The sequence below is a fragment of the Pseudomonas sp. PNPG3 genome (genome assembly GCF_023093815.1).
Lineage (GTDB): Bacteria > Pseudomonadota > Gammaproteobacteria > Pseudomonadales > Pseudomonadaceae > Aquipseudomonas > Aquipseudomonas asiatica.
The window spans coordinates 1-24,034 of the sequence record NZ_JALLKV010000057.1; the positions used below are offsets into that span (position 1 = coordinate 1).

The 24,034-nt window shown below is 64.2% G+C and carries 20 protein-coding genes, 1 tRNA gene and 1 pseudogene; 12 read left to right on the forward strand and 10 right to left on the reverse strand.

The features are described 5' to 3' along the window. Positions 1-275 precede the first annotated feature (275 nt). From MJ643_RS25520 to MJ643_RS25540, 5 genes are all read left to right on the forward strand, one after another. Positions 276-665, forward strand: coding sequence for a nuclear transport factor 2 family protein (locus MJ643_RS25520; protein WP_013970841.1), 390 nt, complete (start codon positions 276-278; stop codon positions 663-665). A gap of 92 nt (positions 666-757) precedes the next feature. Further along, positions 758-2,257, forward strand: a complete 1,500-nt coding sequence (locus MJ643_RS25525; RefSeq protein WP_013970840.1) for a cytosine permease — start codon at positions 758-760, stop codon at positions 2,255-2,257. Positions 2,258-2,270: 13 nt separating this feature from the next. Next, complete coding sequence (locus MJ643_RS25530; RefSeq protein ID WP_013970839.1) at positions 2,271-3,701, forward strand: aldehyde dehydrogenase family protein; 1,431 nt, start codon at positions 2,271-2,273, stop codon at positions 3,699-3,701. Positions 3,702-4,121: 420 nt separating this feature from the next. Further along, positions 4,122-4,367 (forward strand): hypothetical protein, encoded by a 246-nt coding sequence (locus MJ643_RS25535; protein ID WP_024086246.1) that lies wholly within the window; start codon positions 4,122-4,124, stop codon positions 4,365-4,367. Positions 4,368-4,590: 223 nt separating this feature from the next. Beyond that, positions 4,591-5,808, forward strand: coding sequence for a DUF3422 domain-containing protein (locus tag MJ643_RS25540; RefSeq protein ID WP_013970837.1), 1,218 nt, complete (start codon positions 4,591-4,593; stop codon positions 5,806-5,808). Positions 5,809-5,922: 114 nt separating this feature from the next. On the opposite strand, the gene MJ643_RS25545 is transcribed toward MJ643_RS25540, so the two are convergent. From MJ643_RS25545 to MJ643_RS25570, 6 genes are all read right to left on the reverse strand, one after another. Further along, entirely contained in the window at positions 5,923-8,334 is a 2,412-nt protein-coding gene (locus tag MJ643_RS25545; protein WP_024086244.1) for a DUF3772 domain-containing protein, read from the reverse strand. Between the two features lie 56 nt (positions 8,335-8,390). Continuing rightward, entirely contained in the window at positions 8,391-9,443 is a 1,053-nt protein-coding gene (gene ada, locus MJ643_RS25550) for a bifunctional DNA-binding transcriptional regulator/O6-methylguanine-DNA methyltransferase Ada (protein ID WP_208209621.1), read from the reverse strand. Between the two features lie 148 nt (positions 9,444-9,591). Continuing rightward, positions 9,592-10,218, reverse strand: a complete 627-nt coding sequence (locus tag MJ643_RS25555) for a DNA-3-methyladenine glycosylase (RefSeq protein WP_013970834.1) — start codon at positions 10,216-10,218, stop codon at positions 9,592-9,594. A 74-nt stretch (positions 10,219-10,292) separates the two neighbouring features. Continuing rightward, entirely contained in the window at positions 10,293-11,471 is a 1,179-nt protein-coding gene (locus MJ643_RS25560; protein ID WP_038408679.1) for an MFS transporter, read from the reverse strand. A gap of 83 nt (positions 11,472-11,554) precedes the next feature. Next, a complete protein-coding gene (locus tag MJ643_RS25565; protein ID WP_164842885.1) occupies positions 11,555-11,692 on the reverse strand; it encodes a hypothetical protein in 138 nt (45 codons plus the stop codon). 187 nt (positions 11,693-11,879) lie between these two features. After that, positions 11,880-13,094, reverse strand: coding sequence for an MFS transporter (locus MJ643_RS25570; protein ID WP_023661338.1), 1,215 nt, complete (start codon positions 13,092-13,094; stop codon positions 11,880-11,882). Positions 13,095-13,276: 182 nt separating this feature from the next. On the opposite strand from MJ643_RS25570, the pseudogene MJ643_RS25575 reads away from it, so the two are divergent. Both MJ643_RS25575 and MJ643_RS25580 read left to right on the forward strand, forming a co-directional pair. Further along, positions 13,277-13,849, forward strand: a pseudogene (locus MJ643_RS25575) (FecR domain-containing protein); the annotation flags it as partial. A 100-nt stretch (positions 13,850-13,949) separates the two neighbouring features. Then, positions 13,950-14,026: transfer RNA gene (locus MJ643_RS25580), tRNA-Met, on the forward strand. A gap of 100 nt (positions 14,027-14,126) precedes the next feature. Here the strand turns inward: MJ643_RS25580 and MJ643_RS25585 are convergent. Then, complete coding sequence (locus MJ643_RS25585) at positions 14,127-14,741, reverse strand: LysE family transporter (protein ID WP_024086240.1); 615 nt, start codon at positions 14,739-14,741, stop codon at positions 14,127-14,129. A 227-nt stretch (positions 14,742-14,968) separates the two neighbouring features. Here MJ643_RS25585 and MJ643_RS25590 point away from each other — a divergent pair, with 227 nt between their 5' ends. Beyond that, a complete protein-coding gene (locus MJ643_RS25590) occupies positions 14,969-15,886 on the forward strand; it encodes a LysR substrate-binding domain-containing protein (RefSeq protein WP_038408677.1) in 918 nt (305 codons plus the stop codon). On the opposite strand, the gene MJ643_RS25595 is transcribed toward MJ643_RS25590, so the two are convergent. Further along, a complete protein-coding gene (locus MJ643_RS25595; RefSeq protein WP_038408675.1) occupies positions 15,826-16,407 on the reverse strand; it encodes a D-Ala-D-Ala carboxypeptidase family metallohydrolase in 582 nt (193 codons plus the stop codon). The two genes, MJ643_RS25590 and MJ643_RS25595, sit on opposite strands and share 61 nt — an antisense overlap. Before the next feature lie 67 nt (positions 16,408-16,474). Between MJ643_RS25595 and MJ643_RS25600 the strand changes: the two genes are divergently transcribed. Next, a complete protein-coding gene (locus tag MJ643_RS25600) occupies positions 16,475-17,632 on the forward strand; it encodes a hypothetical protein (protein ID WP_013970828.1) in 1,158 nt (385 codons plus the stop codon). Positions 17,633-17,648: 16 nt separating this feature from the next. On the opposite strand, the gene rimI is transcribed toward MJ643_RS25600, so the two are convergent. Beyond that, positions 17,649-18,104 (reverse strand): ribosomal protein S18-alanine N-acetyltransferase, encoded by a 456-nt coding sequence (rimI, locus tag MJ643_RS25605; protein ID WP_013970827.1) that lies wholly within the window; start codon positions 18,102-18,104, stop codon positions 17,649-17,651. Beyond that, complete coding sequence (locus tag MJ643_RS25610) at positions 18,101-18,886, reverse strand: hypothetical protein (RefSeq protein WP_024086238.1); 786 nt, start codon at positions 18,884-18,886, stop codon at positions 18,101-18,103. Before MJ643_RS25610 ends, rimI begins: the two co-directional genes overlap by 4 nt. 285 nt (positions 18,887-19,171) lie before the next feature. Here MJ643_RS25610 and mksB point away from each other — a divergent pair, with 285 nt between their 5' ends. The 3 genes from mksB to mksF are packed head-to-tail and all read left to right on the forward strand — an operon-like array spanning position 19,172 to position 23,989. Next, on the forward strand, positions 19,172-20,461 hold the full coding sequence (gene mksB / locus MJ643_RS25615; RefSeq protein ID WP_024086237.1) for an Mks condensin complex protein MksB: 1,290 nt from the start codon (positions 19,172-19,174) through the stop codon (positions 20,459-20,461). After that, a complete protein-coding gene (mksE, locus tag MJ643_RS25620) occupies positions 20,451-21,158 on the forward strand; it encodes an Mks condensin complex protein MksE (protein WP_208209620.1) in 708 nt (235 codons plus the stop codon). Before mksB ends, mksE begins: the two co-directional genes overlap by 11 nt. Further along, entirely contained in the window at positions 21,155-23,989 is a 2,835-nt protein-coding gene (gene mksF / locus MJ643_RS25625) for an Mks condensin complex protein MksF (protein ID WP_208209619.1), read from the forward strand. Before mksE ends, mksF begins: the two co-directional genes overlap by 4 nt. Positions 23,990-24,034: the final 45 nt, after the last annotated feature.

The following is a 24,034-nucleotide window of genomic DNA, read 5'->3' on the forward strand; positions in this document are numbered from 1 at the left end:
AGCAGCAGGCGGCTTGATCACCGTAACCGGTGTCCGGAAATACTTGACCAGAACAAAGCCGCTCCCACAGGGTCCCTGCTAATTCAATGAGTTATGTGCAGCCTTATGAGAGCGGGCACACCCGCTCCCACAGGATGCGCAGTGCGAAACCTGAGAAAGCGCCTCCATCACTTCACAAATTCCTGAACTGATTATTTGCCCGCAGCGATTTTTCCCCTCGCCAACCGCCACCAGAATCGCTTCACCACAATCACAAGAACCGTGAGGCCACTCCCGTGGACCAGACACTCCAGGTACGGCAAGCCGCCGCCGACCTCGTTGCGGCGTTCGCCAGCAACGACACCGCTCGCTATTTCGCCTGCTTCAGCGAAGACGCCACCTTCCTTTTCCACACCCTGCCGCAACCGCTGCTGTCGCGCCATGCCTACGAGCAACTCTGGGCCCAATGGCAGGCCGACGGGTTTGCCGTGCTCGCCTGCGAATCGGGCAATGCCCAGGTGAGCCTGCAAGGTGACATGGCGATCTTCATGCATGATGTGGCCACGCACATCCGCATCGCCGGCGAAGAACACCAGTTGAGCGAGCGCGAAACCATTGTCTTCCGCCGCCACGGCGAACGGTGGCTGGCCTGCCACGAGCACCTGTCGGTCGTATCGCCGGCCTGATCCCCTTTACGCGGCCCTGCCGCCCTGCCATCGCACCCACAAGAAGGCCCGCGCACTGCGCCGGCCCACAACAACCGCGCTGGAGCATCACCATGAGCCACTCGACCGGTATCGAGACCAACGGCGTCGAACAGATCCCCGACGATCAACGCGACGCCTCCCCGCTGGACCTGTTCCGCCTGATCTTCGGCGGCGCCAATACCTTCGCCACGGCCGTGCTGGGCAGCTTCCCGGTGCTGTTCGGGCTGTCGTTCCAGGCCGGCGTGTGGGCGATCCTGCTCGGCGTCGGCGTAGGCGCGCTGATCCTCGCGCCCATGGGCCTGTTCGGCGCGCTCAACGGCACCAACAACGCGGTGTCGTCGGGTGCGCACTTTGGCGTGCACGGGCGCATCGTCGGTTCGTTCCTGTCGCTGCTCACCGCGGTGGCATTCTTTTCGCTGTCGGTGTGGAGCTCGGGCGACGCCCTGGTCGGCGGTGCCAAGCGCCTGGCCGGCCTGCCGGAAACCGACCTGACCCTGGGCCTGGCCTACGGCCTGTTCGCGGTGCTGGTGCTGGTGGTGTGTATCTTTGGCTTCCGCTTCATGCTGTGGGTCAACAAAATCGCCGTGTGGGCCTCGAGCCTGCTGTTCCTGCTGGGCATCGTTGCCTTTGCCGGGCCGTTCGACGCCGGTTATGCGGGTAGCGTAAACCTCGGCCAGGCGGGCTTCTGGGCGGCATTCGTCGGTGCGGCGATCCTGGCCATGAGCAACCCGGTGTCGTTCGGTGCGTTCCTCGGCGACTGGTCACGCTACATCCCGCGTGAAACCCCAAAGGCTCGCATCATGCTGGCAGTGATCGCGGCCCAGGGCGCGACACTGATCCCGTTCCTGTTCGGCCTGTGCACCGCCACCCTGGTGGCCACCCAGGCGCCGGACTACATCGCCGCCAACAACTACGTCGGTGGCCTGCTGGCGGTGGCGCCAAGCTGGTTCTTCCTGCCGGTGTGCCTGATTGCGGTGATCGGCGGCATGTCGACCGGCACCACCGCGCTGTACGGTACTGGCCTGGACATGTCCAGCGTGTTCCCACGCCTGCTCAGCCGTGCCGGCGCCACCCTGCTGATTGGCGTGCTGGCGATCGGTTTCATCTTCATCGGCCGCTTCACCTTCAACCTGGTGCAGAGCGTGTCGACCTTCGCTGTGCTGATCATCACCTGCACCAGCCCGTGGATGGTGATCATGATCCTCGGCCTGATCACCCGCCGCGGCTTCTACCATGCCGACGACCTGCAGGTGTTCACCCGCGGCCAGCGTGGCGGCCACTACTGGTTCCTGCATGGCTGGAACTGGCGCGGCATGGGGGCGTGGATCCCCAGCGCGGCGGTGGGCCTGTGCTTCGTCAACCTGCCAGGACAGTTCGTCGGCCCACTGGGCGACCTGGCCGGCGGCATCGACCTGAGCCTGCCGGTCACCCTGGGGCTGGCCGGTGTGCTGTACCTGCTGCTGCTCAACCTGTTCCCCGAACCTGCCGGCGTGTATGGCCCCCAGGGCCCGCGTTGGGTGCGTTGCAAAAGCACCGCGCACTCGCCGGTAACCACCGCCGAAACGGCCTGACTGGAAACCGACCATGACCACTTCCCACTACATCGCCGGCCGCTGGGTCGAAGGCCAGGGCAGCGACTGCATCAGCGTCAATGACCCGGCCTTTGGGCAACCGTTTGCCGAACTGAAGGCCGCCAGCGTCGCCCAGGTAGACCAGGCAGTGACCGCTGCCCGTGGCGCCCTACCCGCCTGGAAAAACACCAGCGCCAGCGAACGCGCCGCCTACCTGCGCGGCTTTGCCGAACAACTCGGGCAGCGCCGTGAAGCATTGATCACCTTGCAGATGCGCAACAACGGCAAGCCACGTCACGAGGCGGAAATCGACCTGGACGACGCCATCGCCACCTTCGGCTACTACGCCGAACTGGCCGAGCAACTGCCATCGAAGAACCGCGATGTGCCGCTGGCTGCGCCGGGTTTCAGCGCTCGCACCCGCCTGGAACCAGTGGGCGTGGTCGGCCTGATCGTACCGTGGAATTTCCCGCTAGTGACCAGCGCCTGGAAGCTCGCCCCGGCCCTGGCCGCTGGTTGCACCGTGGTGCTCAAGCCATCGGAAGTCACCCCGCTGATCGAACAGGCCTATGGCCAGATCGCCGATGCCCTGGAGCTGCCGGCCGGGGTGTTGAACATCGTCAACGGCAAGGCCGAAACCGGCGCTGCACTGAGCAACCACAATGGCCTGGACAAGCTGTCGTTCACCGGCAGCAATAGTGTCGGCAGCCAGGTAATGCGCAGCGCTTCGGCGCAGTGCCGGCCGGTGACGCTGGAGCTGGGCGGCAAGTCGGCGATCGTGGTGTTCGATGATTGCGACGTGGGCCAGGCAGTGGAATGGATCGTCGCCGGCATCACCTGGAACGCCGGGCAGATGTGCTCGGCCACTTCGCGGCTGCTGGTGCAGGACGGCATTGCCGATGCATTGCTGCCGCGTTTGCAGGCCGCACTGGAGCAGCTACGGGTCGGTAATCCATTGACCGAAGAGGTCGACATGGGGCCGCTGACCAGCCAGGCGCAGTGGCTGAAGGTGGCCGGCTACTTTGCCACGGCGCGGGAAGAAGGCCTGCAGTGCCTGGCCGGTGGCAAGGCGCTGGACCGTGATGGCTGGTTCGTCAGCCCGACGCTGTATGCCGATGTGCCGAAAGACAGCCGCCTGTGGACCGAGGAAATCTTTGGCCCGGTGCTGTGCGCGCGTCGCTTTGCGACCGAGGAACAGGCGATTGCCGAGGCCAACGATAGCCGCTTCGGGCTGGTGGCTACGGTGTGCTCCGCCGATCTGGAGCGCGCCGAGCGGGTGGCCGATGCGCTGGAGGTTGGCCATGTGTGGATCAACTCGGTGCAGGCGGTGTTCGTCGAGACCTCGTGGGGTGGCACCAAGGGTAGCGGGATCGGGCGTGAGCTGGGGCCTTGGGGGTTGTCGGCCTACCAGTCGGTCAAGCATGTGACGCGCTGTCTGGGTTGAGATTTCCGGGGCCGCTTTGCGGCCCTTTCGCCGGCAAGCCATATGCCATCCCTGTGGGAGCTGGCTTGCCGGCGATCGAGGGCGAAGCCCTCGCCTTGCCCCCCTCAGATGTAAGACTTTTCCCAACCTGAAACCAAATGCTTCAGCTGGAAGTAGCTTGGGAATTATCCTACCCGCGCCGCAGCCGTTTCTCTGTTGTTGAACAGGAGCATCAGGGCTAATTTCCCTGAGTCGTCACAAATGGCGACCGGGTGTGAGAGCCCGTGCTGATCTGGTTGCAACCTCAACGGTAGCTGTGCGCGGGCAGGCTTGGTCCTGGCCGGGTTCCTAGGTCTCCGGTCTCTCACCCCGCGTACGGCTGCCACCCGATCCTGTGAGAGGGAATGAGGTGGTAGCTCCTGACCGACCTAGGGAAACGCAATGAATAAACTTGTGCCCGATCCACCTGTAAAACCTGGCTCCCGCCCGTTCTACACCATCAACAACGACTTGCCCTCACCCGAGGCACTTCGTTACGTCTCGCAATTGCTGCTCGGCATTGAGGACACCCTCGACGAATACATCTGCGCCAACGCTGGCGAACCGGGCATCGGGTTGTTGGTCAATACCGTGCATAACGTGCAAATGACCCGGGCGCTCAACCAGTTGCTGTTGAACCGCGAGTAAGGCCTGGAATTGATGCCGGGCTCACCGGCCTCTTCGCGGGTAAACCCGCTCCCACAGTGATAGCGCAGGCCTGAAGGGCAGCACCGTACCTGTGGGAGCGGGTTTACCCGCGAAGAGGCCGGCACAGGCGATACAAAACTTTGCGTCCGCGTGACTTTGCCCGCCCACCGCAAAGTCCCACTTCCTGGTACCCCCACAATCACAACACCAGGCCGGACCACCCATGCACCCTCAACGCACCGCCTTGCACAACGAACTGCACGCCCGCCCGTCGCTGTATTTCGACGGCCCGGCGCATGTCTTCCACCTGGCCTTGCTCGGCGGCGATGCTGCCTGTGCGGCACTGCTGCAACGATGCTGCCCGGATGCCCTGGACACCGCAGCCGCCCAAGGCATCACCCGCCTGGATGGCCATCCGTTCAAATGGGAACGGCACACCGAGTTCTTCACCCTGACCCTGGTGGTGCCCTGCACTGCCGCCGACACCGAGTGGCAAACGCTGCCGCCGGTGCTGGCCGAGGCTATCGCCCCGCAAGCGGCGCAAGTGATCAATGCGGTGCAGGTGCTGGTCCGTGACGAACACGAACTGGACCTGCCCCACTACGGTTTCAAGGACCCGTGCGGCTCCTGCGTCGGCGGTGGCGATGCGGTGGTGTGGAGCGATTTTCGCCTGACCGAGGACGGCACCAACCGCTTCCTGTTCATCAACCGTCGCCTCAATGCCTACCGACAGGGCCGCATGATCCGCCGTCTGCTGGAGATCGAGACCTACCGCATGATGGCCTCGCTGACCCTGACCACGGCCAAGGACCTCAGCCAGGAACTGGATGCCTTCGACAAGACCCTGGTCAACCTCTCGGAGCGAAGTGCCGGTGTCGATGACCATGATTCCAAAGGCTTGCTGGAAGCCATTGCCCACCTGTCACGCCAGGTGGTCAGCCGTACGGTGAAAACCCGCCACCGCTTCGGCGCCACGCAAGCCTATGCGCAACTGGTGTTCGAACGCCTGGGCGAGCTGCGGGAAAGCCATGTGGGCGATTGCCAGCGCCTGGGGGTTTTCATCGAACGCCGGTTCAAGCCAACCGTGCGCTACTGCGCGGCCACCGAGCAGCGCCTGGAGCAGCTGGCAAAGAACGTGGCCAACCTGGGCGACCTGTTGCAGGCGCGGGTACAGGTGGAAATGGAAGAGCAGAACGCCGAGATCCTGCGCAGCCTCAATGCCCGGGCCGATGCCCAGGTGAAGATCCAGCGGGCGGTTGAGGGGCTGTCGATCATTGCCATCACCTACTACCTGCTGAACTTGTTCAAGCTGCTGTATGGCGGGCTGAATGTGCTGGGGTTGGGGCTGACGGCGCGGGATGGGCTGTTGGCCATGGCGCCGCCTGTGCTGTTGGTGTTGCTGGTGATTTTGCTGAGGATCAGGCAGGCCAAGCAGCATTGAGGGTTGGGGGCGCCTTGCGCCCCTATCGCGACACAAGGCCGCTCCTACAGGGACTGCACATTTCCTGTAGGAGCGGTCTTGTGTCGCGATGGGCTGCAACGCAGCCCCCGATGCTCACACCGGCTCGTCAGCCGGCCGTGCATTCTCTTGCACCAACACCATGCTCTGCGGCGACGACAGGGCAATACCTTCATCACGCAGGCGCCCAAGGATGGTAAACAACAGGTCACTGCGCGTACCGGACACCTGCCGCGGCCCCGCCACGTAACCACTCACACCTATCACCATGCCGCTGCTGGTCAGGTCCTTGAAGGTGACCGAGGTAGCCGGCGCATCCAGAATCGCCTCGTGCTCCTGGTAAGCCGCCAGCAGCAGTTCACGCACGCGGTTGGCATCGGTCTCCAGCGGCATGGTCAGGGTAATGCCGACCACGCCCAGGGCGTTGCCCATGGTCACGTTACGCACGTTCTGCGAGATGAACTGCGAGTTGGGCACGATAACCGTCGAGCGGTCGGACATCTGGATCTCGGTGGCGCGCACGTTGATACGGCGAATGTCGCCCTCGACACCCGCCAGGCTGACCCAGTCGCCCACCTTGACCGGGCGCTCGGTCAGCAGGATCAGGCCGGAAATGAAGTTCTGCACGATCTGCTGCAAGCCGAAACCGATACCCACCGACAGGGCACTGACCACCCAGGTCAGGCTGGTGAGGTTGATGCGCAGGGTCGACATCACCAGCATGGCCAGGAAGATGAAGCCCAGGTAACCCACCAGAGTCACCAGCGAGGCACGCATGCCGGCGTCCATGTCGGTTTCCGGCAGCAGGCGATCGCTCAGCCAGCGCTTGACCACGCGGATGGCGAACAGGCCGCCGAGGAACATCACCACTGCCAACAGAATGTCCTGGGGGACAATGTTCATGTTGCCCAGCAGCTTGCCACCGGTCTCGTCCCAATCACCCAGGCTCAACAGCAGTTCGCTGGGGCTGGTGCCCGACGGCATCAGTGCCAGCAACAACGCCAGGAACAGCACCACGGTGCGGCCGATACCGGCCAGGATGGTGCTGGCCTGGGCCTGGTGACGTGGCGCCAGGCCCAGGGTCGAGGCCAGCGCCAGGCCGCCGGGCTGGCGGGGCGACAGCAGGGTTTCGCACAGGTCGCCAAAGAATGTGGTCAGCAGGTAGGCACAGGTAATCACCAGGCTGACCCACAGCAGCTTGGCGGTGAGGAAATAGGCGAGTGTCAGGTAACCGGCGAGCAAGGCCAGCAGGATCAACGTAAGCCAGATCACCATCACGAACGGGATCAGCCCGGCCAGGCCTGTGGGGCGCTCCAGGTCATGCTTGCGCAGGGTGCGGCGGTAACGCAGCAGTGCACCAGCGAAGGTGAACGCCACTACCAGCGCGGTCAGGCCGTTGACCGCCACGGTCAGCGCCAGGCTGGCACCGATCACGCTGTTGATGCGTTCCATGGTCATCATGACCATCAGCGCCAACGCCAGCACCTTGGGGAACCAGCCCAGGGCGCTGGCCACTTCATCGTGAATAGGCGGCAGGCGCCAGGACGGACGCTGCAGCATCAGCATGGCGCGGCCCAGGCCGGTGATGAAGGCACTGAACACCACCAGGGCAAGTACATGATTGGCCAGGCTGGCGATATCGGCGCCCAACTCGGCGCTGCTCTCCAGCCCCCAACGCAGCAGCGAGACCGAGCCGGCGATGGTGCCCAAGGTTGCCAGGCTGACACCCAGCGCCAGCGCACTGCGGCGCAGGCGGCCTTCGGGCAGCCAGCTGACCATGGCGCCGGCGAGAAGGCGCTCGAGCACGCGGCGCACCAAGGTCCAGACCAGGATTGCCGCCACCAGGCTGGTAATGAACAACCAGCGATTTTCAGCGCTGAAGGCACTGCCGATGGCATCAGCCGTCTCACCACGCAGGTCACGCAGGCGTGCCACATCGTCCTGGGTGGGGCGAATGATGCTCTGCCAGAATGCCGGGGTCAGCGGTGAGGCCGCGCGGCTGGTGATCTGCGAGTTGAACTGGCTGCGGCGCAGGTTGACGATTTGCGTGGACAAGTCGCGCGCCGACTGGGTCAGCTTGGAGGCTTGGTCCTGCTGCGCCACCAAGGCCTTCTTCTCGGCCTCCAGCGCTTTACGCTGCTGGGTCAGGGTAGCCGCCTCGTCCGGCTGGACCGGGCCGATGACCTTGAGCTTGTCGTCGACTTTTTCAACATCAGTGGTGCGCAGGGCAGTCAACGCGTCGGCCTGACGCTGCACCTGCATTGCGCCCAGGCGCAACTGCGAAAGCAGATCGTCATTGGCGTCGCTGGTAACGCCCTGGCGTATCTGGTCCAGCCGCTCGCTCAACTGCTCGATGCTGGCGTTTTCATCCAGCACGTCCGCTTCGGCAACCGCCAGATTGGACAATGGCGTGGCCGGGGCCGACCAGGCCGGGCTGGCAATGGCCAGCATCAGGGCCATGAAAACCATCAGGCCTGGACAATAACGGGCAAGGCTGACACGCCTCATCGAATATTCCTCTTTACAATTCGATTTGGCGGGGGATTCTACGCGGCTTCACGCGATCAGGAGAGTGCCGTTTCTCGTTTGAGCAACTGCTGTTTGCGCTCGATGCCCCAGCGGTAACCACTGATGTCGCCGTCGCGGCGGACCACCCGATGACAGGGGATGGCCACGGCGATGTGGTTGGCCGCGCAGGCCATGGCCACCGCACGCACCGCCTTGGGCGCGCTGATGCGCTCGGCGATGTCGGTGTAGCTGACCCGGCTGCCGGCCGGCACCTCGCGCAGGGCTTGCCACACCCGCTCCTGGAACGCAGTGCCTTGCACATCCAGTGGCAAGGCCAGGCCCAGGGCGGGTGCTTCGACGAATCCCACCACCTCGGCGACCAACCGTTCGTAAGCACTGTCGCCGCCGACCAGGTGGGCCTTGGGGAACTGGTCCTGCAGATCGTGCAGCAGGGCCTCGGGATCGTCGCCCAGCAGGATCGCGCAAATGCCCTTCTCGCTCTGGGCCACCAGGATGGCACCCAAGGAGCATTGGCCAAGGGCGAAGTGGATGGTTGCCCCGGCGCCGCCGGCGCGGTATTGCCGCGGACGCATGCCCAGGCGCTGGTCGGCGCTTTCGTAGAAACGGCTGTTGGAGTTGTAGCCGGCGTCGTAGATGGCATCGGTGACAGAGCGCTGGCCATCTTCCAGGTGAGCGCGCAGGCGCCGGGCACGGAAAGCGGTGGCATAAGCCTTGGGGGTCAGGCCGGTTTCGGCCTTGAACAGGCGATGCAGGTGAAAAGGGCTGACGGCCAGTTGGGCGCTGAGTTGGTCGAGGCTGGGTGCCGGGTCGATGGCTTCGATCAGGCGGCAGGCGCGGGTGACCAGCTGGCTGTGGCGGGTGGCGCTGGTGGTGGCGGTGCAACGTTTGCAGGCGCGGTAGCCGGCGGTTTCGGCGGCAGCTGGGGTGTCGTAGAACTCGACATTGGTTCGCTTGGCAAGACGCGATTTGCAGCCGGGGTGGCAGTAGATGCCGGTGGTGCGCACGGCGTAGACGAAGTGGCCGGTGGCGGCGGTTTCGCGGGATTCTACGGCTTGCCAGCGTTGGTCGGGGGTGGTGTAGGAGTTCATTGGTAAATGTCCAGATAGGTTGTTGCCTGTGCCGGCCCTTTCGCGGGTAAACCCGCTCCCACAGGTACTGCATAGCCTTTCAAGGCTGTGGATATCCCTGTGGGAGCGGGTTTACCCGCGAAGAGGCCGGCACAGGCAGTGCAAAACCTCAAGCCCGCCACAGGTACCAGGCCGCCACGGTGCGGTATGGCCGCCAGCCGCCACCCAGCGAACGCATTTGCGCCGGCGTCGGCGCCTTGTCCAGCCCCTTCAGCCGCCGATACCCCTCGCGCACGCCAAAATCGTCGACCGGCAGAACGTCCGAACGCGCCAGGCTGTAGATGAGCAACATCTCCACCGTCCACCGCCCTACCCCGCGCAATGCCACCAGCCGTTCGATCAACGCCTCGTCAGCCATGGCCAGCGCCTCTTCCCGGCTCGGCACCAGGCCATCCAGCCGGCCTTGGGCAATACCCTGGATCGTCGCCATCTTGCTCGCGGAAAAACCACAGGCGCGCATGGTTTCCGGTGTAACCGCCAACAACTGCTCCGGCCCTGGGAACGCAGCCTCCGGGAACAACGCCAGCAAGCGCCCAAGAATTGCCTCGGCAGCACGGGCATGCAACTGCTGGTAGGCAATCGCTCGCACCAGCACTTCGTAAGGCTCACGCCCCGGCGTGGCCTGGTGCAGGCAAGGCCCGGTCGCCTCGATATGCCGCGACCAGTCCGGGTCGAGCGCCGCAAGGTATTCAGTGGCCTCACGGTAGGCTTCAGGCGATAGGTCGGACAGGATCATGGCACCTCCAACGGGTCGATTGCAGGCCCAGCTTAACGCAGCCGTTCATCGGACAAACGCCGATTCTTGCGCGGCTAATTCCTGGCAGGGTATTGCTCGGCACCATCGCCCCGCAACCGCACCGTGCGCCGGTACGACTGCCGGGCAAAGCACACGAACAACCCGGCCATCAGCGCCAGCGCGATGGGCAGACCATGCGGCGCCACATCCATCGCCGCACCGCTGACCAGCGGCCCGACCAGGCTACCCACACCCCACAGCAAGCCCACGCTGGCATTGGCGGTAACCAGGTCCTGCCCCTTGAAGCGCTGCCCGATCAGTACCAGCGCCAGGGTATAGATGCCGCCTGCCACGGCGCCCAGCAGCACCAGCAGCGGCCATAGCAACCAGGTCAGGTTCAGCAGCCAGGGCAGGCCGATACCGATCGCCATCGCCAGCAGCCCGCATACCAGGTGCAGCCCGGTGCGCTCCACCCGGTCGGCCAACCAGCCAAGCGGCAACTGGAACAACATGTCACCGGCAAACACGACGGTCACCATCAGCGCCGCCACGCCCACGGCAAAGCCATGGCTGGTGGCATACACCGGCAGCAGCGACAGCACCACGGCATCGAAGAACGAGAAGAACAGCACCGCCACGCATAGCGCCGGCGCCACACGGAAGAAACCGGCCAGGCCGAAGCTCTTTTCACCTTCTTCATGTTCCACATGGTCGTTGGGTACGGTCAGCACGATGCACAGCAGCGCCAGGCCATAGCAGGCGGTGACCATACCGGTGATCCACGGGCTGTCGGCGCCCAGCACCGCCAGCATTGCCGGGCCGAGCACCTGGAAGCCGGTGAAGCTGGTGGCGTACAGGGCCATGATCTTGCCGCGGTTGTGCTCCGGGCACAGTTCGTTGACCCACGACTCGCCAAGGATGATGGCGATACCCATGCCCAGCCCCAGGCCCAGGCGCAACAGCGCCAGCTGCCACAGCGAGCCGAACGCCGACTCGAGCAAGGCAATGCTGAACGTGCACAGGCTGAAGCACAGCAGGTAGATGGTGCGCCGGGTCAGGTGGCGACAGCAGGCGTCGACCAGGAACGCCGAGAGCATCATGCCCGCAGCGGGGATGGCCGAGATGATGCCGATTTCCAGGGTGCTCGCACCGGCTTCATGCAGGCGCAACGACACCAGCGGCAGGCTGGCCCCCAAACTGAAACCCACGACCGAAACGGCGAACAACAGGCCCGCCAGCAAACGCATGTTCATGTACCACTCCTTACAAACCGAAAAGACGTGCAGACACAGGCGCGCACGCCAGGGCGGCGAGCGACGCGAAAGCGCAGATCAGTTCAGGCGAGGTGTGGCGAGAAGGTGAAGGCAAACAGCACGCTGCGGCGACGCTTGAGCACCGTGTCGCGCGGCCACGCACGACGCAGGGCCTGGAAGGCAGGCTGGCGGGCGTTCGGCAGGGACTGGGTACGGCACATTGCTTTGACTACTACGCAGGTGGTTGAAGAAAGGGCGGACTCTAGGCCACCGCAGGTTGGCTCGTCAATTGCCCAGGGGGCCTCTACGAGGCCGTTTCGCGACACAAGGCCGCTCCTACAACAGTACGCAGTCCCCCTGTAGGAGCGGCCTTGTGTCGCGATGGGCTGCAAAGCAGCCCCGGCAATATCAGCGCTTGCCGGTACTTGGCAAGAACACCGCCAGCAACCCGAACAAAGGCAGGAACGAACACACCTCGTACACGTACTCGATGCCACGCAGGTCCGCCACATACCCCAGCAAGGCCGCACCGATGCCACCAAAGCCGAACATCAGCCCGAAGAAGATCCCGGCAATCATGCCCACGCTGCCCGGAACCAGCTCCTGCGCATACACCACGATCGCGGAAAACGCCGAAGCCAGGATAAAGCCGATCACCACGCTCAACACGGTGGTCCAGAACAGATCGGCATACGGCAGCACCAGGGTGAACGGCGCCACGCCAAGGATCGAAAACCAGATCACGGCCTTGCGCCCGATGCGGTCACCGATCGGCCCGCCAAAGAAGGTACCCGCCGCCACCGCACCAAGGAACAGGAACAGGTGCAGCTGCGAGCTGGCCACCGACACATCGAACTTCTCGATCAGGTAGAAGGTGAAATAGCTGGTAAAGCTGGCCATGTAGAAGTACTTGGAGAACACCAGCAGGCCCAGCACGATCAGCGCCGCCACCACCCGCCCGCGGGAAATGCCGTGGGTCGCCTGCACAGCCTTGCGCGCCTTGGCCTGGTTGAGGTGCTCCTTGTACCAGCCACGCAGCATCAGGGTGACGCCGAGAAAGAACAGCGCAGCCAGGCCGAACCAGGCCACGTGGCTCTGGCCGAACGGAATGACAATGGCTGCCGCCAGCAGCGGCCCCAAAGCCGACCCGGTGTTGCCACCGACTTGGAAGGTCGACTGGGCCAGGCCGAAGCGCCCGCCCGATGCCAGGCGCGCAATACGCGAGGTTTCCGGGTGGAAGGTCGACGAACCGATACCCACCAGGGCCGAGGCCAGCAGAATCATCGGGAAGCTGCCGACGAAGGCCAGCATCACGATACCCACCAGGGTACACAGGGTGCCCAGTGGCAGCAGGTTCGGTGCCGGTCGGCGATCGGTAAAGAAGCCGACCCAAGGCTGCAGCAGCGAGGCGGTGATCTGGAACGTCAGGGTGATCATGCCGATCTGGGCGAAACTCAGGTCGTAGTTGGCCTTGAGCATCGGGTAGATCGCCGGCAGCACAGACTGGATCAGGTCATTGATCAGGTGCGCCAGGGCGCAGAAACCGATTATGCGCATCACCAGCGGCGTGGCTTGGCTCGCCGCCGCACTGGTGGGCGCCGTGGAGGCGCTACTGATAGCCATGTGCCTGAATCTCCGTCCGTAGTTTGGGATCCGATTATCGGAAAACAAATAGATACATAGCTACCTTTTATTTCCTTTGTCCGCGACACACTTGAAAATGGTTCTCAATATAATTAGCATCCTTGGCCAAAACACCCGTCATCGTTGGGCGAAACGGCCCTAATCACGAGCACACCAACCCAATGAGCCCAATGCCCGTTCGCGTCCGTCCACGGCAGATCAACGCGCACCGCAGCCATCTGGGCAAATGGCTGGCGCTATTGTTCCTCCTGGGGCTGGCCGCTACCGCCTACCTGTACTGGCCGCTGATACAGCGCCTGGGCAGCGAATTGCATACCGATGCAGGTGAACGCCGCAGCATCCGCCTGGCCGATGGCACCACCCTGCACCTGGGCAGCGCCAGTGCGATGAACGCCGACCTGCGTGGCCGCACGCGCCAACTGCACCTGGTGCAGGGCCGGGTATACTTGGAAGTGATGCTCGACGGCAGGGCCATGGAGATAGCAGTGGGCGACGCGCGCATCCAGGTGTTCGGTACCCGCCTGCAGGTCGCCCGCCATGCAGGCCATGACGAACTGGTGGTGCTCAGTGGCAAGGCCATGGTTATCCAAGGCAGCGAACAGCGCATGGTATCGATGGGTGAGCGGGTAACCTTCGATGGCGCGCATATCGGCCCGGTACGGAAAGCCGACCTCAAGGCCGCCGATGGCTGGCGCAGCAGGCAGTTGAAAGCCGGTGACATGCCGTTGGGCAAGGCAGAACCCGGGCCTGGCCGCTAAGTTTTTGAAAGCGTGCAAATTTTTTTTGAAATGAGTGTTGACAGGGGGGCCGTTCAAGAGAATAATGCGCGCCATCGGCTACATAGCTCAGTTGGTTAGAGCATAGCATTCATAATGCTGGGGTCCGGGGTTCAAGTCCCTGTGTAGCCACCAAACAAGACGAAGGGCTTACCGCAAGGTAAGCCCTTTTTCTTTGCCTGCGAAAAATACCACAGGCCTGCACCCTTCCCGTACAGGGCATGCAATTGCCACCTCAACGCATTCCGGTCACCGCCACGGCCAGGCCCAACCCGATCAGCGCCAGGCCAATAACCCGGTCCACCAGCCTTTGCCGCTCGATCATCGCCTTGCGCAATGCCGTACTGGAGAAAAATACCGCCACCAGGCTGAACCACACCCAGTGAGCAATGGACATGAAAGCGCCGTAGGCAAAATCCAGCGCCAACGAGCTGCCCGGTTGCACTACCTGGGTGAAGGCACTGATCACGAACAGCATGGTCTTGGGGTTGAGGGCGTTGGTCAGAAAGCCCGTGCGCAGGGCCTGCGTTACGCTGGTGGCTGATGCGGCAACCCCGTCGAGGCTGATACGCCGGGTGTTGGTCAGCGACTGGAAACCCAGGTAGACCAGGTAACCCGCGCCCAGCACTTTCATGCCCAGGAACAGGGTCGGGCTCTGGCTGATGATCACCGCGATGCCCAGCACCGTGTACAGGACGTGCACCTGCACTCCCAGGGCAATGCCCACGGCGGCAGCCAGCCCGGCCTTGCGGCCTTGTGCATAACTGCTGCGGGTGACCATGGCGAAGTCGGCACCGGGGCTGATGACGGCAAGCAGGGTGAACAGGGCTACGGCAATGAGTTCGGTCATGCTGGTGGCTCTCGATAGACGATGGAAATGCACAGACCGGGTAATTATCGAGAGCTTATAGACCAGGAAAAATCGATTTATAGTGAAGCAAATCTGATAGCTTTCCTCACAGATATCTAGAGCCTGTGTCGGCCTCTTCGCGGGTAAACCCGCTCCTACAGGGGCGGCGTATCACCTGTGGGAGCGGGTTTACCCGCGAGAGGTCGGCACAGACAAACAGGAATGCCATGAAACTGCCGCCACTCAACGCCTTCCGCTACTTCGACATAGCCGCCCAGACCGAGAGCTTCGTGCGCGCCGCCGAGCACCTGCATGTCACCCATGGCGCCGTCAGCCGCCAGGTGCGTCTGCTTGAAGAAAGCCTTGGTGTGGAGTTGTTCGAGCGCCGCAACCGGGCCATTTTCCTCACCCCTGCCGGCCGTGCCTTGCAGGGCACTACCCAGGCGATCTTCGAGCAGCTCGAAGGCGCCGTGCAGCGTTTGCAACAACAGGCCCGCGACAACGTACTGGTGCTGTCGTGCGAGCCGACCATCGCCATGCGCTGGCTGATCCCGCGCCTGCCCCGCTTACACGCCGCCCATCCCGACCTGCAGTTGCACCTGGTGGCCGCTGGCGGGCCATTGGATTTCGCACGTAGCGGTATCGACCTGGCAATTCGCCGCGATGACTTCCACTGGGACAAACAGCTGTACAACCAGAAGATCTGCGACGAATGGATCGGCCCGGTCTGCCACCCCACCGCCCCCCTCCAACTCGAAGGCCAGCGCCTGCTGCACAGCGCCACCCGCCCCGGCGCCTGGCCCAACTGGCTGCGCCTGAGCGGCCAACAGGTCCGGCACACCGAGCGCAGCGACTACCAGCACTTCTACCTGTCGATTCAGGCCGCCAGCGCCGGCCTGGGCCTGGCCATGGCCTCAGCCCTCATGGTGCGCGACGAACTCGACAATGGGCAGTTGCAGGCACCGTTCGGCTTCGTGCGTGACGGCTCGGCCTACCACCTGCTCAGCCCCTTGCCGCTGGAAGACGACGGCAAGCGCCAGCGCTTCGCCACGTGGGTGATGGGCGAATGCAGGAGCTGCCTGGGTCATCTGGGCTTGGTACAGAACGACGAACCCGCACGGCCGTCACCACCCCAGGTACGGTAACCCGCGGTATCCACATGAATACGCCCGGAGGGGTAGCGCCCCAGGCCCATGTTCCAGGCCTGGCCGTATTGCTGCCAGAACCGGCACAGCGGGTTGGGGTCCGCCCAGTCGGGCAGCAGGATATCGACAGCGAACGCCCGGGTATGGGCGCTGTTGGCCGCCCCGCCGGCGCAGGCATTCAGGCGCGGGGCTCGATAGGCTGAAACCACTTCGAACTGACGCAGGATGCCCTGGTCATGAAGCGTCTTTATCAGCGAGAGCGTCGAGCGCACTGCCGGCCAGTTGCTGGCGGGCGGCACGGCGAAGGGGGACGCGTGGCACTGCTTCCAGTCCGAAGCCGAACGCAGCAGCTGATGGATCGGCACCACGCCATAAAGACGGGCATCCACAAGCATCTCGCGAAATGGCCGTGTCTGATGGTCCCCGGCCCATTGCGCGAACAACCAGATATCACGCTCATCGGCCTGCGCTCCTGCACCCAACATGCCCAGCACCAGCGGCAGCCATCCTGCCCTTTTCATCCCTGCTCCCCTTGCCACAGTATGTGCCACGCTGCCGAATACGGCTGCGCCCAACAAGGAGTTAAGCATGCACAAGATGGCATTACCGAGCCTTGCCGCCCTGGCCTTCAGCGGCCTTGCAGCCGCCGATGCGCGAATCGACCTGGGCGACGCCCAGCGCGTCACCCGCCTTTTCGCCTTCCCCAACAACTGTCACGTGATCTGTTATCGCGACTGGACCCTGGAGCAAACCGTAGAACACTATCTGACTCAGAGCGTACGCCGCGACGGCCATGCCGCGGCCCAGGTGCATGTAAGCCGCGACAACGATCGCCTGCACGCAACCATCAGTGGCGTACCCGCCAACTATGCAAAACCCCTGCGCAAGCTGCTCGACAGCGGTGAACTGGCCTATCAGGCGGCCACCCGGCTGAACGAGGACGGCAAATGGTCCTACGACTGGTATCTGTTCCTGCCGCTGGGCATGGCCCTGCAGAACCGCCGCAGCATCGAACTGCTGCACTTCCCGCCGGACTACTCGCTGACCCAGGCCCAGGACTACCTGCGCTCCAACACCACCGACCGCTGGGCCGAGCTGTTGACATTCAATGGCGTCGACGCCAGCCAGACCCCGGCCTACCAGACCATCATCGATATCGCTCCCATCGCCGCGCCCGCCAGCGCGGGTGAAACGCTGAAGGAAACCTACAGCTACTTCAAGGACTACCAGGTGCGCATGGTCAGCGAGATGACCCTGCAAAACCCCGCCAGGCCTCTGCCGATGGTGGCATTCGGCGCGCCGGTACGCAGCTGGATCCAGCAGCAGTACGGGCCGCAGGTGAATGTGCTGGGCCTGGTCAGCATCAGCCCGCAGGCAGGTGCCAAGGTACCGGTACTGGGTGCCAACCACCCTAGTGCCATCTGGTATGCGGCAAACAAGGACAGCCACGGCGGCGACCAGGATGCAGCTGATGCTGCCGGCTTGAAAATGATGGGGCAGGACCTGACGGCAGCCTGCTGGCAGGCAGGGATGGGGCGCAATCAACGGGCCGATGCCAAGCTGACGCTGGATGCCTGCTCGACCAAGTGGCAGGTTACACAGAAGAAACAAACCTGCGAGCTGTTCTTCCGCACCATTCGCAAGTACACGCCGGAGCAGGCGGCGGCAAAATGCAATACCGGCAGCGTGACCAGAAGCCTGCGCGACCTGGCCAAGCCGATGGAGGCTCAGCCACAGGACCTGTGATTGAAGCCCGCCCTGCTCAATCTTCGAGCAGGGTGCAGGCCATCACCAAGGCGTCTTCACGGCCGCCGGCAACCGGGTAATAGTCGCGGCGGCGGCCGATTTCGTTGAAACCAAAGCGTTCGTACAAACGATAGGCCGACTGGTTGCTGGCACGCACCTCCAGGAAGCACTCGCGGCCATTGAGCTGGTAGGCCCGGGCCATCAGATGCTCGAGCAGCCGCAGGCCCAGGCCGCGGCCCTGGTTTTCCGGCTTGACGGTGATGTTGAGCAGGTGGGCCTCGTCGATGATCACGTTGATCACGCCATGGCCCACCTGCTGCTGGCCGTCGAACATCAGCCAGACTTCATACGATTTGAGCGCATCCTGAAAGATCCCTCGAGTCCAGGGATGACTGAACGCGGCATATTCGATCTTAAGTACGGCATCCAGATCCGCCTCGGTCATCCGGCGGAAGCTGATCGAGTCACTCATTCAACGCTCTTCCAGCGCGCCATCAGCTGGCGCATGGCTTTCCAGACGTCCGCCTTGCGCTGCGGCTCGTCCATCAACAGTTCAAGGCCCGGCAAGGCCCAGGCTTCGCCCAGGCCCTCGAGCTTCAGGGTTTGGTAATAGGCTTCGCCGTCGACATTGGCGGCAAAGCGCAGCGCCGGCAGGCCGACCAGCCACAGGCAGGTGCACGGGGCGTCCTCCAAGCGCGCCTGGACAAAGCCCTGGACAAAATCGCGCGCCGCCTCCGGGCCCTGGTCCATGTTGCCGCGCACCAGCAGCGGCCAGCGCACCGGCTCGCCGATGATCTGCGGTGCGTCGGGCAGGCCGGCGGCGCGCAGCATGTCCTTGAGCAGCAGGTACGACGGGTCGCGGCTCTGGAACGGCTGGCCGGTAGCCAACTCCACCAGTAGCAGGCAGCTGCCGGCTCGCAGCAGCTGCAGCGAGAAGCGCGGGGGTGGCACCATGGCCGGGCGCGGTGGCGTGGCTTGCTCCTCGGCCTCGACAGGCTTGGCGGCCGGCTTGGGCGCACTGCCCGGGCGCGGAATCTCGATTTTCGGCCGCTCGCCGGAGCGGGCCTGTGGGGTGACTGGCGCCTCGTTGGCAGCCGGTGCCGGCCTGACGTCGAAGTCGAGGTCCTCGACCGGCGCCACCGGCAGCAGCAGCTCGGGCCGCGACGGTGCGGCGAACGGCAGTTCGGCGCGCGGCAGCCAGTGCACCACTTGCATGGCGGAAAGGTAGGCGCGGCGACGGGGTTCGGTGAGCAAGGGGCGGGGTTCCGAGGGGTGAAGACAAAGGGCCATTCTAACGCCGTTGGCATTCGAGTGCCGCAACTGGTCGGCGGATTTTTATTGCCTGCACCGGCCCTTTCGCGGGTGAACCCGCTCCCACCGGTACTGCGCAAGGCCCTGTGGGAGCGGGTTCACCCGCGAAAGGGCCAGTGAATCCCGTACAACGACAAAGGTTATCTCTCATTACAGACCAAGGGGTGAAAACCTCCCCCCCGGATGCAGTACAATCGCCCCCTTTTTCTTGGCAACGAGTCGAAGCCAATGATCGAACCCAAGCGCGTCCTGCGCGCCCTAGCCGAACACTGGGCCCTGATCGAGCCGCTGTGCGAGCGTTTCGACCAGGGCACCCTGAGCCTGGTCGAATTGCGTCAGCATGTGGCCCGCCAGCAGGTCGAGAGCACCCCGCAGGACATCACCCAGCTGCTCGACGTGTGGATCCGCCTGGATATCCTGGTCCCGGTGGCCAAGAGCCCGAACCGTTTCGAGCTCAACGCGCAGATCCACGACTTCCTCGCCTACCTGCGCCGCGAACACCGGCTGGGCCTGTGCCTGGAGATCGAAGCCTACCTGCGCCACCTGGAGCGCCTGGCCGGGCATATTCAGGACGCCTTCGACAACCGCGACAGCGACGACCTGGCGCGCCAGCTGCGCCTGCTCGACATGCGCGTGCGCGATGTACTGAAGAAGCTCGACAACGACGAACAGGCACTGGTGGCCGTGGCCGAGCGGGCCAAGACCAGCAACCGCCAGATCCCGCTGCGCCAGCGCTATGCCGAAGTACTGGCGACCTGGGACGAGTATGTCGAGCCGATGATCCAGCTGGTCAACGCCGACGGCGCCTTCGAACAGGGCGTGCGCAAGGTCGAGACCGTGCTGCTGAAGCTGCTGGGCGAACAGGCGCGCCTGGGCCACCTGGTCGACGACGACATGCTGCTGCGCACCCATGCGCGCATCCTGGAAATGCAGACCAGCGCCCAGCTGACCCTGCGCCACGCCCGCGAATTGCTGCTGCCGCTGCGTGAAGAAGCCCGCCGGCACAACGCCGTGACCCGTGGCGCCGCACTGGCCCTGTCGGTGATCCGGCGCAAGGGCATCGACGCCGTACCGCAAGCGGCCATGCCGATGTTCACCCGCCCGCAAAGCACCTTCCTCGGCAGCGCCAGCCAGGTCGAGGCCTATGTCTACGCCCTGGCCCGCTTCGAGCCCAAGCCAGCACGCTTCCCCAAGGCCCACAAGACCCAGTCCGGCGCCCTGCCCCGTGCACCGCGCACGGTCAAGGAAATGGCCGAACGCTGCGAACAGGCCCTGCCGCTGCCCGACCTGATGGTCTGGCTGCTGGAGCAGGAACCCGAAGGCGCCACCGACGAGTTGCTGTACTGGTTCTCGCGCCTGTCGCGGGAAAAGCGCTTCAAGCGCGAACGCCTCGACCGCCGCGAGTACATCACCCAGGAACACCTGGTCAGCCTGCGCTCGTTCGCCCTGACCTCCAGCCGCGAAGACGCCGCCAGCGCGCCTACCGAATCCAACGCGAGCCCAGCCCATGCATCTTGATCTTTCCGAACTGTCCCAGCTCGCGCCGATCTTCCGCGAGCTGTTCAAAGGCTTCCACGTCAGCCGCCGCGACCCCGAGCTGTACGCCCAGCTGTCGAATTTCCAGGACCAGTACCGCACCCTGTTCAAGGCCCTGGGCTTCGAACTGGTGTGCGACACCCGTGGCTTCTACTACTTCGTGCCGGACATGACCGCCGCGCAGGTCAACAAGACCGCGCAGCGCCTGTCGCTGTTCACCTTCATCCTGGTCGAACACCTGGCCGACCAGGGCCGCGACCCGATGGCCGTGCTCGATGGCGGCAGCATCGGCCGTGACGAACTGCCCTCGCTGCTGGACAAGTACCGCGACCTGTTCCTGCAGGCCGAAGTGCAGACCGTGGACGAGCTGGAAGAAAAAATCCTGCGCCGCATGACCCAGCTCGGCTTCGCCTTCGAGGAAGGCGGCATCTACCGCTTCCTGCCGCCGATGCATCGCTTCCTCGACGTGTGCCTGGCCGTACAGCAGGACCGCGACCTGGCGGCCACCCTGCACAGCGACCTGCCGCTGCCGACCCCGGTACTGGTCGAGGAAGAAAGCCCCGAAGAAATCAACCGCACCGACGACCCGCTCGACCTCAGCCCCTTCGAGGGCGAGGAAAGCGAAGAGGAAGCCCTGGCCCGGGCCATCCGCGAAGAGCAACAGGAGATTGACGCATGAGCCAGGAACGCTACGGCATCCGCCGCTTCGCACTGCTCAACACCGCCGGCTACAGCCTTGGCCTGTTCCCGCTGGAGCACCCACTGTCGGTATACGGTGCCAACAACCTGGGTAAATCGGCGTCGATCAACGCCCTGCAGTTCCCGATCCTGGCGCGCATGTCGGACATGAGCTTCGGCAAGTACAGCCTCGAGCAGTCGCGCCGCTTCTACTTCGCCAGCGATACCTCGTACATTCTCTGCGAACTGAGCCTGCCCCACGGCCCGCACGTCATCGGCGTTGTCGGCCGCGGCCCGGGCGGCGGTTTCGGCCACCAGTTCTTTGCCTACAAGGGCGAACTGGACCTGGCCCACTACCAGAAGAACGACACGTGCCTGCGCCAGAAAGAGCTGTTCACCAACCTCGAGCGCCTGGGGATCAAGGCCTACGAGCTGAAGCCGGACGAACTGCGTCGTCTGCTGGTCGGTGGCCACACCTCGGTGCCGCTGGACCTGACCATGATCCCGCTGCGCTCGACCAGCGAGCAAAGCCTGAAAACCTTCCGCGCGCTGTTCATCAACCTGCTGCACATGCGCGAAATCACCGCCGCCAAGCTCAAGCAGCTGTTCCTCGACGCTTTCGAGCACAGCCTGCGCTCCGGTAGCGTCGACTACATCGCCGCATGCGAGGAAGCCTTCCGCGACGTGCGCCGCATGGAACAGGACTACAACGCCCTGGTCGCCGCCGGCCCGCTGGTCGAGGCCCTGGCCGGTGGAGTGGCCCAGCGCGACATCCTGCGCGGCAAACTGCACCGCATTTCACCAATGCTCGACACCCTGCTGGGCACCTGGCAGGAATACGCCATGGCGCGCAAGGAAGAGCTGGTGATCCAGGCCGAGCACTACCGTGGCGAGCAGGACCGCCTGCAGAACGACCAGCGCGGCGGTACTCAGGAACTGATGCGCCTGGAGCGTGAAATCACCGGTATCCAGCGCTGGCTGGGCGAACTGTCGGTGCTCAAACATCGCTTCGCCCTGGTCGATGACGTCAAGGTGCTGGAGCAGCAACTGCTGGCGGCCAAGGACGCCCACGACGAACTGGCCGGCGCCCTGGCCCAGTCGCGGCAGTTCAGCGCCGAAGACCTGGACGAACGCGTCCGCGACCTGGAAAAGCGCCTGAAGCAGGTCAAGCAACAGCTCGACCACGCCGACAACAACAGCTACGCCCGCCTGCGCGAAGAGTTCTCGCAGCAGGACGTCGACCGCCTGATGCGCCTGTTCAATGGCGCGCTGTTCAGCCTGCCGCTGGGCGACCGCGGTATCGAACTGGACGACAGCGACCTGTGGGTAAAATCGCTGGAAGCGGTGCTCGACGGCTTCAAGGGCGAACGCTTCGAAGCCCCGGGCCTGTCCATCGACCTGTCGCACATCGACCCACCGGCACTGCAGGCCCTGGCCGACCGTGCCGCCCTGCGTGACCAGAAAGAGCGCCTGGAAAAAGAGCTGAAGCAGCTCAAGACCCAGCAAGCCGTGGCCGCCGACCGCTCCGCCTCCAAGGCGCAGACCGAGGCCCTGTACCAGGAAGTACTGGACGCGCAGAAAGCGCTGGAAGACTTCCGCCGCAGCGAAACCCTGGCCGCCGAAGAGCCCGAGAAGCTGGAGCAGCTGTCGCAGCTCGAAGCCGCCCAGGACGAACTCAAACGCTCCAGCGACGCCTTCACTGAACGTGTCCAGCAGCTGTCGGCCAAGCTGCAGCTGGTCGGCCGGCAGATCGGCGACCTCGAGGCCAAGCAGCGCACCCTGGAAGACGCCCTGCGCCGTCGCCAGCTGCTGCCGGCCGACCTGCCCTACGGCACGCCGTACATGGAAGCCATCGACGACTCGATGGACAACCTGCTGCCACTGCTCAACGACTACCAGGACAGCTGGCAGAGCCTGCAGCGGGTGGACAACCAGATCGAGGCGCTGTACGCCCAGGTGCGCCTGAAAGGCGTGGCCAAGTTCGACAGCGAAGACGACATGGAGCGCCGCCTGCAGCTGCTGGTAAATGCCTACGCGCACCGCACCGACGAAGCCCTGACCTTGGCCAAGGCCCGCCGCGCGGCGGTCACCGACATCGCCCGAACCCTGCGCAACATCCGCAGCGACTACGACAGCCTCGAGCACCAGTTGGCGCTGTTCAACCGCGAGATCAACAAGCGCCAGGTATCCAACCTGGAGAGCTTCCGCGTGGTGCTGGCGCCGAACAAGGAAGCGCTCAAGCACATCGACCAGATCATCCACAGCGCCGGTCAGTACGAAGAAGGCGAAACCCTGTCGGTATTCGACCTGACCCAGAGCGCCGAGCAGGACAACAAGAACGAAGAGGCCAAGGAATACCTGGCACGGCTGGTGGCAGCCAACCACAACCAGCTGGGCCTGAAGGACCTGTTCGAGCTGGCGTTCGAGATCACCAAGGTCAACGGCCAGCCGGTGATCCATGCCGACATCGACGGCGCGGCATCCAACGGCACCACCATGACCATCAAGGCGCTGACCAACATGTACCTGTTGCTGCACCTGATGGACCGCGACCTGGCCGGGCGTATCCGCCTGCCGTACTACCTGGACGAAGCGGCGGACATCGACGAACGCAACCAGGCTGCACTGCTGGAGACCAGCCTGCAGCTCGGCTTCGTGCCGATCCTGGCGAGCGTGAAGCCGCAGGTGTCGGCGCGCGTGGCGATCGACCTGGAAGGTGGCAGTGGGCCGAATGGCATCTACATCGACGAGGCGGACTGGAAGTTCATCAGCCGTCGGGATGAGGTGAAGGCGGTTGTGCGTGAGGATCATCAGGCCGAAGAGTTGGCCTGATATCGGAGTAGTGGGGCCGCTTTGCGGCCCTTTCGCGACACAAGG

Coding starts and splice junctions, on each gene's coding strand:
- MJ643_RS25585 (WP_024086240.1), bottom strand. CDS start 14,741: ATGACCGAACTCATTGCCGTAGCCCTGTTCACCCTGCTTGCCGTCATC.
- MJ643_RS25600 (WP_013970828.1), top strand. CDS start 16,475: ATGCACAAGATGGCATTACCGAGCCTTGCCGCCCTGGCCTTCAGCGGC.
- mksE (WP_208209620.1), top strand. CDS start 20,451: ATGCATCTTGATCTTTCCGAACTGTCCCAGCTCGCGCCGATCTTCCGC.
- MJ643_RS25570 (WP_023661338.1), bottom strand. CDS start 13,094: ATGGCTATCAGTAGCGCCTCCACGGCGCCCACCAGTGCGGCGGCGAGC.
- mksF (WP_208209619.1), top strand. CDS start 21,155: ATGAGCCAGGAACGCTACGGCATCCGCCGCTTCGCACTGCTCAACACC.
- MJ643_RS25540 (WP_013970837.1), top strand. CDS start 4,591: ATGCACCCTCAACGCACCGCCTTGCACAACGAACTGCACGCCCGCCCG.
- MJ643_RS25535 (WP_024086246.1), top strand. CDS start 4,122: ATGAATAAACTTGTGCCCGATCCACCTGTAAAACCTGGCTCCCGCCCG.
- MJ643_RS25595 (WP_038408675.1), bottom strand. CDS start 16,407: ATGAAAAGGGCAGGATGGCTGCCGCTGGTGCTGGGCATGTTGGGTGCA.
- MJ643_RS25555 (WP_013970834.1), bottom strand. CDS start 10,218: ATGATCCTGTCCGACCTATCGCCTGAAGCCTACCGTGAGGCCACTGAA.
- MJ643_RS25590 (WP_038408677.1), top strand. CDS start 14,969: ATGAAACTGCCGCCACTCAACGCCTTCCGCTACTTCGACATAGCCGCC.
- ada (WP_208209621.1), bottom strand. CDS start 9,443: ATGAACTCCTACACCACCCCCGACCAACGCTGGCAAGCCGTAGAATCC.
- rimI (WP_013970827.1), bottom strand. CDS start 18,104: ATGAGTGACTCGATCAGCTTCCGCCGGATGACCGAGGCGGATCTGGAT.
- MJ643_RS25560 (WP_038408679.1), bottom strand. CDS start 11,471: ATGAACATGCGTTTGCTGGCGGGCCTGTTGTTCGCCGTTTCGGTCGTG.
- MJ643_RS25530 (WP_013970839.1), top strand. CDS start 2,271: ATGACCACTTCCCACTACATCGCCGGCCGCTGGGTCGAAGGCCAGGGC.
- MJ643_RS25565 (WP_164842885.1), bottom strand. CDS start 11,692: ATGTGCCGTACCCAGTCCCTGCCGAACGCCCGCCAGCCTGCCTTCCAG.
- MJ643_RS25525 (WP_013970840.1), top strand. CDS start 758: ATGAGCCACTCGACCGGTATCGAGACCAACGGCGTCGAACAGATCCCC.
- MJ643_RS25545 (WP_024086244.1), bottom strand. CDS start 8,334: ATGAGGCGTGTCAGCCTTGCCCGTTATTGTCCAGGCCTGATGGTTTTC.
- mksB (WP_024086237.1), top strand. CDS start 19,172: ATGATCGAACCCAAGCGCGTCCTGCGCGCCCTAGCCGAACACTGGGCC.